The sequence below is a fragment of the Hypericibacter sp. genome (assembly GCF_050729195.1).
Taxonomy (GTDB): Bacteria; Pseudomonadota; Alphaproteobacteria; order Dongiales; family Dongiaceae; genus Hypericibacter.
The window spans coordinates 1-13,985 of record NZ_JBOHKS010000115.1; the positions used below are offsets into that span (position 1 = coordinate 1).

A 13,985-nucleotide genomic window follows, 5' to 3' on the forward strand; every position below is an offset into this window, starting at 1 on the left:
TTCTCGCCATGCACATTGCCCGCCAGCAGCGGAATGATGCAGACGATGAAGAGCGGCAGCAGCGAGGCGATCGTCAGCAGCGTCTGGATCTGGGCGGTGCGCAGAATGCCGCGATGCTGGATCGCGAACACCACCAGCATGATGGCCGCACCCAGCAGGAAGGTCGCATTGAAGCGCAAGCTGAGGCCATCGGAGATGAAGCTCAGATCCACCAGCGTGGCCTGCCAGGTCATGATGCTGGCATCGGGTGCATAGAAGACCGAGAGCAGGTAGCCGGCCCCCAGCCCCGACCCGATGGCAAGCACCGGGGTCCAGGCCAGCCAGTTCGACCAGAGCGACAAGGGCGCCAGGATCTGGCTGTAGCGGATCCAGGCGGTGGCGCCATGGACGGCGGTGCCGCCCGTCTTGGACGGATGCAGGCCCGCGATCTCGGCATAGGTGAAGGCCTGGGCGAAGCCCAGCAGGACCGAGATGGTCCAGACCAGCCAGGCCGGCGCGCCGACCGTGGCCGAGATGCCGCCCATCGAGAACAGAACCAATGCGGGCACGCCAGCCGCCACGAAGACGACCTGTTTCCAATCGACGTCCCGCAACATCGTTGGACTCTGAGTGGTAGCGCTTGCCATGAGTAATCCCCCTAAAGTGGCCGTTGGGCCCATCGGGCCCGATTTGCCGAAAGCGGCGGCGCCGGTTGCCGGTCTTCCCCCGCCCGTCGATGAATGATCAGGAGACGGCGCGAGGCCGCCTTCGCAATGGAGGGCGATGGCGCGGCCATGCCGTCATGGTTCCCGCCCGTCACGGGCCGGCCCCAAAACCGACGATGTCTCGCGCGTCCTCTCGACATGGATTCCCGCTTCGAAACCCAGCCCAAAACAAAACCGCCACGTCCGTTTCCACGGAACGCGGCGGGCAACCGGATCACCGGGGTGCCGTCGGCACCTTGTGTCCCCTCAACTCCCAGGGCGTCAGGATCTTTACGTCCGAATCCGCCATGGAATCTGGATATCAGAGTGGCCCCGCCGACGCAACGCGGGTGCTTTCGATTTATCCCCGATGAGCCAATTCGATACCGCTTTACCCGATCCGGGCCCGACAACCCGGTCGAACGGGGTCAGGACTCGGAGTCACGGGCGGCTTGCGCCTGGCGGCGGCGGAGATGCCAGAGCTCCCAGCGCAGCCGGGCCTGTTTGTAGGCATCCAGGATCGACATCGCATAGACGAAGACTCCGCCGGCATAGCGGCCGAGAAAGGAATGGTCAGGCGAGGTCAGGTGATAGGTGATCCAGCCAAGGCTCAGCATCGAGAAGGCGAACATGAAGGCGCGTTTGGAATCGCCATTGAAGATCTGCCCCACACCGGGAAAGACCGACATCGCCAGCACGAGATAGGGATGGAAGGGTGGCTTATCCTCGCCCGTGGCCGCCGGCGGCGGGCTTCTGGGTTTCGTGGTCTGCGGTTTCGCCATGCGGGCTCTCGTCATGATGGGCAGGCGGCATCCGGCGGCGGGTCGCGGCGCAATTCTTCAATGATCGCGATCGCCCGGTCGATCAGGCGGCGCGCGAGCGCTGGATCGAGGCGCAGATGCGGGCCGAACTCCGCCTGGCGCAACACCAGATAGTACGGACGCTCGGCCTCGGCCAGTTGATAGACGAGCCGAACGCCCTTGGGCGTCATCACCAGCTCTTTCATCTTGCTGTCGTCGAACAGCGTCGCCTGGTTCGCGATCACCGCGGGGGATGGCAGGCCCTCCGTCCCGTCGGCACTCACGCGCAAGCCCGCCGGATATCCGGCCGGCGTCGGCAGGCGATGCTCCATATGGCTGCTGGGCGAATAGAACTCCGTGTTGAGCGGGCGCGCCAGGAAATCGAGCGCCGACCGCTGCGGCAGCTCGGCCTTGACCGTCGCCAGCAGCCAGAGCGAGGGCAGCTTTCGCACGGCGACATGATCGACCAGCGCTTCGAGCTTGATGTCGAAGCCGCGATAACCGCCGACCAATGCCGGGAAGTCCACATCGTCCTGCTCCACGCGATAGCGCTCGAACAGCGTCAGCACATTCTCGAACAGCGCGCCGCGCTCGGCTTTGACCGCCACGCGATGGCGCCGGTGCATGACGATCAGGATGACGAAGAAGAGAACCGCCAGCGGGGCGGCGAGCCATGACATCGTGCCGGTCCGAAGCCTGTTATCCGGAAAATAAAAGGCCGGCGGCAGAACTTCCGACGCCGGCCCAGTCACAGTGGGAGGTAAGGCGACCGCCGGCAAGCGGCGGTCGCTTATTGCGCTCAATAACCGAGCGGTTTCGGCCAGGCCATGGTGAACTGGTCACCGCGCCGGACGAACTGGTAGCGGCGGAAATGGAACCAGAGCGAGGCGACGATATAGAAGAACATCATCGCCAGGAGCTGGCGGCCATAACCGAGATAGACCGCGAAGAAGGTGATGATGCAGAGCGACAGCAGCACGGCCGCCGGCAGCGGATGGAACGGGTGCTCGAACCCGCGCCGGATCGAGCCGATCGGCCATTTCTTGCGGAAGCTCCACATGTTGATCGGCATGAAGGTGTAGTTCAGCAATCCTGACAGGATCGAGAAGGTGATGATCTGTGCCAGCGGCACCCAGATGGCGAAGATCGCCGCGATCGGAATCAGGAACACAATGGAGCGGTAAGGCGTGCGATAGCGCGGATGCACGGCGCCGAACCATTGCGGCAGATAGCGGTCGCGGCCCATCGAGAACCAGGCCCGCGCGGCGTCGTTGATGCAGCCATTGGCCGAAGCGATGGCCGAGAACAGCGTGCCGACGAAGAGCGCCACATGCAGGAAGGTGCTGCCCGACACGCGCGCCGCGTCGAACAGCGGGGCCAGCGTCGCGTCCCAGCCCAGATATTCCCAGGGCAGCATGCCGACGCAGACATACCAGGTGAGGCCCGCTGCGATCAGCAGCGTGATAATTCCCGTCATCGTGCCCAACGGCAGGGCGCGACCCGGCGAGCGGACCTCTTCCGCCGCCTGGCAGGTGCCCTCGATGCCGAGATAGAACCAGATGCCAAAATGGAAGGCTGCGATCACGCCGAGCCAGCCATAAGGCAGATCCGTCAGCAGCTCGGTATGCCGCATGATTTCATGCGGGTTCCAGGGCTGCAGCCCGATGAAGAGAATGATGATGGTGAGGAAGGCCGCGGCGGTGATGACGAAATTCACCGTGAGCGTCATGAAGACGCCGCGATAATTGAGCCAGGCCAGGATCGCCAGCGACAGGACGGTGAAGGGAACCCAGTTCACGGTGCTGCCCAGCTCGCCGATGCCGATCTGGATCAGCTGGCCCGCGACCTGGATGTCGCCCGCCTCGAGCATGGTGTAGGCCAGCACGAGATAAAGCCCAACATTGAAGGCCATCAGCGGCCCGATCGTGTGCTTCGCCTGGGCGTATTGGCCGCCTGCGGCCGCCACGGTCGAAGTGATCTCGGAATCGATCATGGCGACGCAGGTATAGAGCAGGCCGATCACCCAGCAGGCGATGAGCGCGCCATAGGCGCCGCCCTTGCCGACCGCGTAGTTCCACCCCATGAACTCGCCGACCAGCACGATGCCGACGCCCAGCGCCCAGACATGCGCCGGCCCCAGCACTTTCAGGAGCTGGATGCGTTGAGACGAAGGTGCCGCCATTGTTTGCTCGGCCATGGCTCAGCCCCCCTTCTTGGTTTCGCCGAAGAGATCGTCGACGCCTTCGCGCGAGCTCAGAAGCTGCGCTTCGCTGTAGGAGCGATCCGTCTTCACGAAATCGAACAGCATCCAGGCGAACAGCAGCGCCGAGACGATCCAGGCTGCCCATTCCGCGATTTGCCAGATATCCATGATGTTTCCCCCGGGCTCCCGCGCTACTCGAACTTCTCGGCGATGACGTCTTTGTATTCGCGCCGGGAAAGGACCAGCACGAAGACGAAATAGCCGAGGATGACCACGCCGGTGATGGCAATGCCGCCGACATCGAGCGTGTAGTCGAAGGGCTGCGTGACAATGTCGGCCGCGCCCTCGACCGTGTAGCCCAGGGCCTGCCAGCGTTCCTGCATGGTGGCGTTCTGTCCGATCGCTTCCCAGGTCAAGCCCGTCCAGGTCTGGGTCGGATTGCCGTCGGCGTCGGTCCCTTCGGTGAGTTGGACGGTCGCGGGCAGGACGCGAACGCGCGACGGCACCGCGATCTTGAGCCAGACCGGCACGAACAGGACCGCGAAGACCATCACCAGAAGACAGGCGACGTCGAAGATCTGGCCGATCTTCCTTTGCTGCGGCGGAATGTATTTCTGCGCCATGAATGTTCCCCCTCGCTCGGCGTCGGCGTCAGCGGCCGGCGTCGAGATGTTTGATATCGAGCCCGTAGATATGTTCCTTGTCGTGGCTGTAATGCCGGACCATCGCGCCGATCGACGCGGTGTTGAACAGCAGCAGCACCAAGGCGGCGACCCAGGAGGCGATCCTGATGCCGTTCGACGGAATCATCGAATTGACCGAGAGCAGGACGAAGGCGACCGTGGCCCAAAGCGCCACGACCAGGCCCCAGGCGAAGATCCTGTCGCGCCCGAACATGCTTTCGATGCGCGCAGACAGATTCTGAGCGGATTGTGCCATTGGCTTCCCCCTTGCGACGGGCCGGCCGCCCCGTTCGGGGTCGTCTCGGACCTTGTTCGGCACCGCCGGCAGGCTCGTCGCCTCGCTGGACTCCCCGGATCGAGACCCGACCGGGTAGCCGGAAGGCGCAATCCTCAACCTTTGGCGCCACTCAATTAGGAATCTTCCGTTCCCTATAGGAAACGGTGCCCCGGCGCTCCTCCTGATGTCCAAGCGTCATTTGGCTGCGGGCTTCGCCCGTTTGAGCGGACCATCCCCCGAATTGGGGAGAATCCAGGCCCAACTGGACAAGCGACGCCCAAGCGGTTCCACTGATCGGCAGGGAGGGATGGGACCATGCGGACGATGCGACCCGACGGCAAAATGCCGCCCGACGCGGAGCCGGTGAGTTTGCCGACGCGCGGTCCGACCGGCGCGAGCCGATCTTCGCACCCCGTCCCCATGTCCGAGACCGACCGGCTTTTCGAAGCGATCGCCAACTACACTTACGACTGGGAGAGTTGGCTCGGCCATGACGGCCAGCCGCTCTGGATCAATCCGGCGGTCGAGCGCATGACGGGATATCGCGTCGCCGAATGTCTGGCGATGCCGGATTACCCGCTGCCCCTGGTCCATGAGGAGGATCGGGCCCTGATCGCGGAGGTGATCGATCGCGGCGAGCGCGGGGAGAGCGGCAACGACGTCGCCTTCCGCCTCCGGCGCAAGGACGGCAAGCTGGTCTGGGCCGCGGTCAGCTGGCAGACGCTGTTCGACCGCGCCGGCCGTTCGCTCGGCTTTCGCACCAGCGTGCGCGACATCACCGAACGCAAGCTGTCGGAAGACGCGTTGCGCGATGCCCATGCCGAGGCCGAGCGTGCCAACCGCGCCAAGTCGCGCTTCCTCGCCGCCGCCAGCCACGATCTGCGCCAGCCCTTGCAGGCGGCGCATCTGTTCGCGGCCGCCTTGCGCATCGGCCTGCGCGAGCGCAGCGATCTGGATCTCTTGGGCTCGATCGAGGATGCGCTGAAGGCGGCCAACGAGTTGCTCGACGCGTTGCTCGATGTGTCGCGGCTCGATGCCGGCGTGCTGGCGCCCAAGTTCCGAGATTTCGCCGTGGCCGATCTGCTCGACCAGATCGAGACGGAGTTTTCCGAGGCAGCGCGGGAGAAGCGGCTGGCGTTGCGCGTTTTGCTGTCGAGCGCCACCATCCGCACCGACCCGACCCTGCTGGGCCGGATCCTGAGGAACCTGGTCTCCAATGCGCTGCGCTATACCGAGCGGGGCAAGGTTCTGATCGGTTGCCGGCGCGCCGGCGACCGGCTCGCGATCGAGGTGCTGGATACCGGCATCGGCATCGCGCCCGACAAGATCGAGCGCATCTTCGAGGAGTTCTATCAGGTCGGAAATCCCGAACGCGATCGCACGCGCGGGCTGGGGCTGGGGCTGGCGATCGTGGCCGGTGTCGCCAAGCTGCTCGGCCATCCGATCGAGGTTCGTTCGAAACCCGGCCGCGGCTCGATCTTCCGCGTCCTGGTCCCGCTCACGGAGTCCCATGCGGCGATGGCGTCGCCGGTGCCGCAACGCCCGGCAGCAGCGTCACCGCCCTCGGGAGCGCTGCTGCTCGCGATCGACGACGATCCCGACCAGCTCGAGGCGATGGACGCGCTCTTCGGCCGCTGGGGCTATCAGGTGCTGGTGGCGGATTCCGCACCGGCGGCCCTGGCGAAACTGACCGAGAATGGCCGCACGCCCAGCGCCATCATCGCCGATTACCGCTTGCGCGACGGGTTCACGGGCGCCGACGCCATCGGCTATCTCCGCGAGCGGCTGGGGCTGAAGGTGCCGGGCCTGATTCTGACCGGCGACACCGAGCCAGCCCGGCTGGCCGAGGCCAGCGCCTCGGGTTTCGAGCTGCTGCACAAGCCGATCGAGGCCCATCGCCTGCAAGACGCGATCGAGCGCCTCTTGTCGCTTCGCTAGGTGCGTCCGGCGAGAAATCACGAACAGGACGACCCGGCAATCCCGGTCAATGAACCGGACGCGCAGGATGCCAGCCCAGGCCCGCCGCGACCATCGCGGCCTGCGTGCGGTTGGCGACGCTGAGCTTGTTCAGGATCACCTTGATATGCGCTTTGACCGTGCTTTCGAGCAAGCCCAGATCGCGCGCGATCTCCTTGTTGGATTGCCCGGTCATGAGCAGCCCCAGCACGTCGCGCTGGCGATCGGTCAGATGGGCCAGGGGATTCTCGGGACCGCCCTTGCCCGCCGGGCCGCCCCCGCCCTTGAGTGCCCGCTCCTGCAGCAGTTCCGCCGGCACATAGGTTTCGCCCGACATCACCAGCGACAGGGCGTGCTTGAGCGCCGCGTCATTGATCGTCTTCAGCACATAGCCGCGCGCGCCGCGCTCCAGCGCCTCGCGGATCCGATCCGAATCGCTGATCGCCGAGACAATGACGATCGCCGCTCCTGGCGAGGCATCGCGCAGCTGCTCCAATCCGGAGAAACCGTCCATCCCCGGCATGGCCAGATCGAGCAGCACGAGATCGACCGAGATTCGGCGCACCGCTTCGAGTGCGCTCGCGACATCGCTGGCTTCTTCGATCTCGATTTCGGGATAAAGCCGCTGCAGCAGGAGGGAAAAGCCGCGCCTGAAGAGGGTGTGGTCGTCAACGACGAGAATTCGCATGATAATGCCTGTTCGCAGCCGCCGAGAGGTCGCTTGACGGAGGTCAAGAAACACGACCGCGTTGCGGGCGGCAGCATAGCGCTTTCGAGCCGCGCCGCAAAAGAGTCCCGGCTGGCACCGGATTGGGCCTGAATTTGGCCACTGGCGGAGTTCTAGGGCCTCGTGCCCTTTTGTCCCAAAAGGCAGGGGCGCTGGCCTATGGCCAGCGCCCCTTTGGTCATGGCAAAGGAGGCCTGAACGTGCCGCTACATGCGCTCCGGCGTGTGTTCGGCCTGGATCGCCTTCTGCAGATTGTCACCCTGCTTCAGCATCGCCGCCTCCTGTTCGAGCTGGCGGTTTTCCATCTTGATCTGCCACACATGCCAGCCGATCCAGAAGATGATGCCTACGATGGCCATCGGCACCTCCCATCCCACGAAGGGATAGAGAGGGCCTAGATCGAACATATTGCCGCTCCAATCAGAGAAATTACCCGTCGTCATGACAGTATCCTCTCCTTTTTCTATTCAGCGGCTGCGGGCGAACGCCCGGCCTCAATCAGCACCGCCCTGATCTCGTCGTCCTCGCGCACGGTCACGGCGTGGGCATGATAATCGAGACCGGCCAATTCAACCTCGCGCGGAATGCGCAGCAGGTTCAGTTTCTTGAGCACCCAGGAGAGGGCATAGCCCGGAATGAACCCGAGACCCCAGAACATGATCATGGCACCAGCGAACTGGCCCCATGGCGTGATCTTGGCCCAGGCATGGTCATGCCCCAGCAAAGCATCGGGCGAGGACGGATAGCCCCACAGCACGAAGCCCGTCGCGCAGACGCCGAGGAATCCCGCATAGCCATGAACCGCCACCGCACCGACCGCGTCGTCGATTTTGAAACGGCGCTCCACCCAGTAATGCAGTTTGTAGATAATCACGACGATGATTGCCGCGATCAGCATCGCCTGGATCGGATGATAGAGATCGTTGCCGGCCGAACAGGCGATGACGCCGGCGAGGCCGCCCGAGAACGTCCAGTAGGCGTCACCCTTCGAGACAATGTAACCGGCCATCAGACCGCCGCAGAGCGACATGATGAAGTTGAAGGTAATGGCCGATAGTGTGGTCGGTTGCAGATAGATATTGGTGGCGGACCAGAACACACCGTCGCCAGCCTGCACGTCATAGATCGGAATATTGCAGGCCGCGTAGAAACCCCAGAAGCCCGTATAGATCAGGAACAGACCTATGCAGACCAGCCAGGGATTTTGTGGCGGAATGTTGCGCGGCGTGCCATCCGCTCTGAACTTGCCGATGCGAGGCCCAAGATTCAACAACACGGCCAGGCAAGTGCCGCCCGCGATCGCATGCACGACACCGGACGCGTAGGCATCATGGTAGCCCAGCAGCTGAACCATCCAACCTGCCGGATGCCAACCCCAGGCCGCGTCGATGATCCAAGTCACCGAGCCGATCATGACCGCGATCAGCCAGAAGGCGCCAGACTTGACGCGCTCGATGATCGATCCGGAGACGATCGAGGCTGTGGTCCATGAGAACAACAGGAAGGCGCCCCAGAATACGCCGTTCAGTCGCGCCCACAGCGCCGTGTCCGCGGGCGTTAGACCGGTCTGCACGGGTTTGCCGCCCATATGCGTGCCCATGAGCTCGCTCCAGGGCGTGGCGAAGGGCGCCGGCACGAGACCGCCGGTGATGCCGGGGCCGTTGACCATCGAGGAATAGAGCCACCAACCGAAGAGATAGAAGCTGACGCCGACGACCGGAATCACCATCGCGTTCTTCATCAGCGTGGCCAGATGATTCTTGCGGCGCGAGACGCCGACTTCATAAGTGCAGAAGCCGACATGGATCAGGAACATGAAGACGATCGTGATCCAGTAGTAGGTCTCGGTGAAAAGCACCTGTAAGGCGGTAATGTCGTTGTCCATCGAGTCCCCCTTAAGTCGCTCTGGCGCACAGAATGGGACAAACCGGAAGCACCGAACCGGTCAACGGGCAGGCTCAAAGGCGGCGTTGATTGCTTCTTCCCCCAAACGGCTACCCATCCCCCATCCGGAGGAATTATTAACATTCGTTCAGGGTTACTTCAATCCAACTGGGTACGCCCCGAATGGATAGAGGTACGGAATTGGTCCGGGTTTTCGTCTATTCGGCGCCGGGCTGGGAGTGGCTCTCCCGCGTCGCGAACTCTTCGAGCCGTCCCGAATCGCCCGCGAGATCGAGCGCGGTATAGCGGTTGCGGGTCTGGCGCGCGCGGATGAGCGCCGTCCGGTAAAGCACGGCGGACCAACCGAGATCGAAGGCGCGGCGCGGCGCGCCCGTGACCACGAGGGCGCGCTCGAGCGCCAGCACCGGACGCATCACGCTCTGGAGTCGCGCCCGGATCCGGTCCCAGTGCTGCGCCAGGCGCTGGGTGAGAATCTCGGCCTTGGTCGCGTCGAGCGCCTTGCCTTGCCATTCGCGGCGGCAGGCCTCGCCGCGCTCGGCGCCGAAATGCCGCTTCAGATCGCCCGGAGCGATGGCGGTCGGCCGCAACACCGGCGGCGGCCCGTCGAGGAGACGATGCTGCAATCGCGCGAGGCTGAGGGTGGTGACGCCGATCTGTTCGCCATGGAAGGTCTCGGGCAGCTTGTCGCCCTGCATCATCTCGACATAATGCGAGACCAGATGCTCGCCCTGGCTCGCGGGATAGCTGCCATTGCAGATCACCATGCCGAGGCCGGAGAGCACCAGCGTGCGCGCCAGCCGCGTCATGGCCGCGGCATTGCCGGCGATGAGCGCGCCGGCTTCCTCGAGCAGCGCGCTCTCGTCGGCGGCGAGCAGCGCGAAGGGCGCCTCCCGATAAGGCGTTCCCAGGATCAGATGCGAAAGCAGCCAGTCGGCCTGGGCGGTCGAGCGGCAGAGCGAATCGCCGAGCCCGCTGCGGATCATGCGTCGCGGGGCCGCGGCCAGCACCGAGAGATCGAGGAACACGCCCGCCGGCACGCGCGCCGCCAGCGACTTCTTGAGACCGCCGGCCGTGATCGCCGCATTGGCCGAGCAATAGCCATTCATCGAGGGCGCGGTGCCGAAGACGGCATAGGGCTTGCCGTCGAGGAAGGCCGCATATTTGCAGAGATCGTTGATCGTGCCGGCGCCGACCGCGATCAGCGCGTCGGCGCTCGCCGTTGCGGCGCGGATCGAGGCCACGGTCGCATCGTCGGGGTGAGGACGGTCGGGCAGCGCCACGCGCTGGAGATCGGCGATGCTGCCCAGCGCGCGCTCGACCCGGCGGCCGAGGATGTCATGCGTCGTCGGATCGCTCACCAGCGCCAGGCGCCGTCCGAGCCCCAAAGGTTTGAGCAGATCGGCTTCACTGCCGGCGAGGCTGGGCGCGATCTCGACGCTGCGGATCGATACCGTGACGGCGGCGCCCGTTTCGGGATCGCGCCAGCGCCCGGCCAGGAGATCGGCGATGAGGGAATCGGACATCGCGATCCTACTCGGTCCCGAACATCGGCTTCAGCGACCGGAAGAGCTGGCGATAGCGCCCATGTGCCTCGCGATAGAGCCGGTTGCGATGCGCATCGGGCTCGATCATGAAGCCGGCGGCGCCCATCAGGCCCGCGGCCGTCGCCAGGTCGGGCAGGATTCCGGCGGCCACGCCGCCCAGGATGGCGGCACCGACCGCACTGGCATCGGAATGCCGCGCGCGTTCTGCCGGCAGGCCCGTCACGTCGGCGCGGATCTGCGCCCAGAGATCGCTGCGCGCACCGCCGCCCAGAAGCCGCAACCGGTCGGTCGCCACATTCATCGCCTTCAGCGCCAGCACCACATCCTGGAGGCCGAAGGCGTTGCCTTCGAGCACCGCGCGCGCCAGATGGCCCGGACCATGCGACGGTGTGAGTCCATAGAAACAGCCGCGCGCGCCCGCAATCCATTCGGGGGTCATGGCGCCGCTCAAGGCCGGCAGGAAGAGGAGCCCGTCGGCGCCGGGCGGCACCGCCGCCGCCAGGCGATCGAACGCGGCAAAATCCGGAATGCCCAAGGTGGCGCGCAGCCATTCGAGCGCGCCGCCCGAGACCCAGCCCGGATTCTCGATGTAATGGAACCTAGCGCCCACATAGCGATGGGTCTCGGTCAGGGCCGAGGGATCGATGCGCGGCTCGCGATCGAGCGCGCCCACGACCTCGGCTGTGCCCAGCACGTCGGCGACGATGCCGGTCTGCATCACGCCGCCGCCCAGCGGCGTCGAGAAATCGTCGCCGGTCCCGACCGCGACGGGAATTCCAACCGGCAGTCCGGTGAGCCTTGCCCCCTCGGCGTTGAGGCGGCCGGCCTTGTCCTCGCTGCGGCGCAAGGGCGGCAGCAGCTTGGGCTGAAGCTCGAAGGCCGCCATGAGCTCCGGCAGCCAATTGCCTTCAGCGAGACCATAGACGAGCGAGGTCGAGGCCAGCCCGTGATCGATGGCGCGCGCGCCGGTGAGACGCTCGACCATATAGGTGACGGGCTGATGGAACAGGCTCGCGGATTTGCCGGCCTCGGTCTCGTCGATCAGCCAGCGCATCTTGGGCGCCATATGCGTGCCGTCGAGATTGGCGCCGGTCAGCGCCCGCACGCGCTTGCTGCCGAGACGGTGGCGGACGCGGTTCAGCGACGCGTCGGCGCGCCGGTCCATCCAGATGAGGGCCGCGTGAAGAAGGTGACCCTTGGCGTCGACCGGGATGCAGCCATCGAGCTGTCCGGCTACGCCAAGGGCCGCGACGTCGCCGGGCTTGCTCCCCACAGCAGCCAGCGCGTCAGCAATTGCGGGCCCGAGAGCATCCTCCCAGAGCCGCGGATCCTGTTCGGCCCAGCCGGGCCGAGGGAAGGCAATCGAATAACTCCGTCTTCCGCTGCCCAGCAGGGCCAGAGGTTCATCGAGCAGCACCACCTTGAGGCTCTGGCTGCCGAGATCGATGCCGAGCAAAAGACCCATGGCCGATGAATATCCGTCTTCCTTGCGGGCGGTCTCCCTCCGGCGTCAGGCGGTCGCCGCGCAGGCCTCGAGAATATGTTTCAGCTGATTCGTCAGCAGGCCGTTGCGCGGATAGAAGCTGCCATCGAGCGCCGCCGTGCCGATGGTGAAGAGCGAGGCGCCGGCGGCCGCGATGTCGCGGATGCGCTTGGGCGAGTTGATCGAGCCCGCGACGATGACGGGCTTGTCCGTCACGCTGCGCGCGGCGCGGATGAGATCGAGCGGATCGGCCTCGGTCGCGCGATAGGCCAGGAGATCGACGCCGGCGCAGCCCTTGGTGAGGGCGCTGCGCGTATCGGAGGCAATGCGCTGCGGGCTGCCGCCAAGCTTGGTCGGATGGCCGACGGGAATCCCCGGGAACGGGTAATAGCCGGTGCGCGAGCCCTTCAGCAGCGGCAGGATCAGATCGACCTGCGTGCCGCCCAGAAGACAATCGACGCCGAGATCGAGCCCGATCTGGGCGGAGCGCAGGCAGCTTTCCTCGCTGGTGCTGACCACTTCCATATAGGTGACGCGCCCGTCGGCCTTCAGCTTTCCATGCAGCTTGCGCAGCACATCCACCGGCACCCCGACATCCTTGAAGCCGACATGGCGCAAGGGCAGCGCGCGGATCGTGTCATAGAGCTCGACGCAGTCCTCGATGGTCTGGTCGTCGCGCGTCAGCATGAAGATGAAGTCCATGAATTCCTCTTTTTCGGGCCGGCGGAGGCGCGAGCAGGGGCGGCGGGAAACCCTCCCGCCCCACGCGAGCCCCGGGAGACTAGTCGGGCCGGATCATTTTCACAAATGAAAATATCGAGCAAATCTGTGATCGAAATCGAACATCGCCCGGCGCCCACGGAAACCTCGGGAAATCCGCGCCTCAGCGGGCGAGGAGAAGCCGGGTCTTGCTGCGCTTGATCAGGGTCTTCAAGGCCGCGGGCGGCGGCCGGTCGGTCACCAGCAGCTGCGCCTCCTCGAGCCGGCCGAGGCGCGCCATGGCGTTGCGCCCGAACTTGCTGTGATCGGCCACCACCACCGTCTGCCGGGCATGCTGCATCATGGCCTGGGACACCCGCACCTCGCGCACGTCGAAATCGAGCAAGGTGCCGTCGCCGTCGATGCCGCCCACCCCCACCACGCAGAAATCGGTCTTGAACTGGCCGACGAACTCGACCGTGGATTCGCCCACGAGGCCGCGCTCGCGGTTGTTCATGATGCCGCCGGCCACCAGCACTTCGAAGTCGGCATTCTCCGTCAGGATGTTCGCCGCATGCAGATTGTTCGTGATGATCTTGAGCCCGCGATGATCGAGCAGCGCGCGGGCCACCTGCTCCGTCGTGGTACCGATCGCAATGAAGATCGAGCTGCCGTCGGGAATCTCTTCGGCCACCGCATGGGCGATGCGCTTCTTCTCCGCCAGCTGCATGACCTGGCGCGCCTGATAGGCAGCGTTCTCGATGCCCGAAGGCAGGCCGGCACCGCCATGATAGCGGCGCAGCAGCGACTTGGCGCAGAGACGGTTGACGTCGCGCCGGATGGTCTGGGGCGTGACCGAGAAATGCTCCGCCATCGCCTCGATCGAGACGAAGCCGCGCTGATGCACGAGGGCGAGGATCTGCTCCTGTCGGTCGGCTTCGGTCATTCAGGAACGCTTCCCTGTTGCTCCGCCGACGATACAACGCCGGGGGAGTCCGCCGAAAGCCACTCCTGAACCCAGCCCC

General features: G+C 65.2%; 15 protein-coding genes. 1 reads left to right on the forward strand and 14 read right to left on the reverse strand.

The features are described 5' to 3' along the window. The 7 genes from ACREE8_RS08680 to ACREE8_RS08710 all read right to left on the reverse strand — a co-directional run. Window positions 1-596, reverse strand: a 596-nt coding sequence (locus tag ACREE8_RS08680) for an amino acid permease (protein ID WP_431572590.1), incomplete at its 3' end; no start/stop codon positions are given. A 515-nt stretch (window positions 597-1,111) separates the two neighbouring features. Further along, window positions 1,112-1,465: a hypothetical protein gene (locus ACREE8_RS08685; RefSeq protein ID WP_431572591.1), complete on the reverse strand. Its 354-nt coding sequence runs from the start codon at window positions 1,463-1,465 to the stop codon at window positions 1,112-1,114. Window positions 1,466-1,476: 11 nt separating this feature from the next. Beyond that, complete coding sequence (locus ACREE8_RS08690; RefSeq protein WP_431572592.1) at window positions 1,477-2,163, reverse strand: hypothetical protein; 687 nt, start codon at window positions 2,161-2,163, stop codon at window positions 1,477-1,479. 119 nt (window positions 2,164-2,282) lie between these two features. Next, complete coding sequence (locus ACREE8_RS08695) at window positions 2,283-3,680, reverse strand: APC family permease (protein WP_431572593.1); 1,398 nt, start codon at window positions 3,678-3,680, stop codon at window positions 2,283-2,285. Window positions 3,681-3,683: 3 nt separating this feature from the next. After that, on the reverse strand, window positions 3,684-3,854 hold the full coding sequence (locus ACREE8_RS08700) for a hypothetical protein (RefSeq protein WP_431572594.1): 171 nt from the start codon (window positions 3,852-3,854) through the stop codon (window positions 3,684-3,686). A gap of 23 nt (window positions 3,855-3,877) precedes the next feature. Then, entirely contained in the window at window positions 3,878-4,309 is a 432-nt protein-coding gene (locus ACREE8_RS08705; protein ID WP_431572595.1) for a hypothetical protein, read from the reverse strand. Window positions 4,310-4,337: 28 nt separating this feature from the next. Next, on the reverse strand, window positions 4,338-4,625 hold the full coding sequence (locus tag ACREE8_RS08710; RefSeq protein WP_431572596.1) for a hypothetical protein: 288 nt from the start codon (window positions 4,623-4,625) through the stop codon (window positions 4,338-4,340). A gap of 441 nt (window positions 4,626-5,066) precedes the next feature. Here ACREE8_RS08710 and ACREE8_RS08715 point away from each other — a divergent pair, with 441 nt between their 5' ends. Next, window positions 5,067-6,584 (forward strand): hybrid sensor histidine kinase/response regulator, encoded by a 1,518-nt coding sequence (locus tag ACREE8_RS08715; protein WP_431572597.1) that lies wholly within the window; start codon window positions 5,067-5,069, stop codon window positions 6,582-6,584. Window positions 6,585-6,630: 46 nt separating this feature from the next. On the opposite strand, the gene ACREE8_RS08720 is transcribed toward ACREE8_RS08715, so the two are convergent. From ACREE8_RS08720 to ACREE8_RS08750, 7 genes are all read right to left on the reverse strand, one after another. Beyond that, on the reverse strand, window positions 6,631-7,290 hold the full coding sequence (locus ACREE8_RS08720) for a response regulator (protein ID WP_431572598.1): 660 nt from the start codon (window positions 7,288-7,290) through the stop codon (window positions 6,631-6,633). Window positions 7,291-7,535: 245 nt separating this feature from the next. Beyond that, window positions 7,536-7,772, reverse strand: a complete 237-nt coding sequence (locus ACREE8_RS08725; protein WP_431572599.1) for a hypothetical protein — start codon at window positions 7,770-7,772, stop codon at window positions 7,536-7,538. A 20-nt stretch (window positions 7,773-7,792) separates the two neighbouring features. Continuing rightward, window positions 7,793-9,214, reverse strand: coding sequence for an ammonium transporter (locus tag ACREE8_RS08730; RefSeq protein WP_431572600.1), 1,422 nt, complete (start codon window positions 9,212-9,214; stop codon window positions 7,793-7,795). A 217-nt stretch (window positions 9,215-9,431) separates the two neighbouring features. Then, entirely contained in the window at window positions 9,432-10,757 is a 1,326-nt protein-coding gene (locus ACREE8_RS08735) for an iron-containing alcohol dehydrogenase (RefSeq protein WP_431572601.1), read from the reverse strand. Window positions 10,758-10,764: 7 nt separating this feature from the next. Continuing rightward, entirely contained in the window at window positions 10,765-12,243 is a 1,479-nt protein-coding gene (locus ACREE8_RS08740; RefSeq protein ID WP_431572602.1) for a xylulokinase, read from the reverse strand. Between the two features lie 45 nt (window positions 12,244-12,288). After that, window positions 12,289-12,963: a HisA/HisF-related TIM barrel protein gene (locus tag ACREE8_RS08745; RefSeq protein ID WP_431572603.1), complete on the reverse strand. Its 675-nt coding sequence runs from the start codon at window positions 12,961-12,963 to the stop codon at window positions 12,289-12,291. Window positions 12,964-13,144: 181 nt separating this feature from the next. Then, complete coding sequence (locus ACREE8_RS08750) at window positions 13,145-13,906, reverse strand: DeoR/GlpR family DNA-binding transcription regulator (RefSeq protein ID WP_431572604.1); 762 nt, start codon at window positions 13,904-13,906, stop codon at window positions 13,145-13,147. Between the last annotated feature and the right edge of the window lie 79 nt (window positions 13,907-13,985).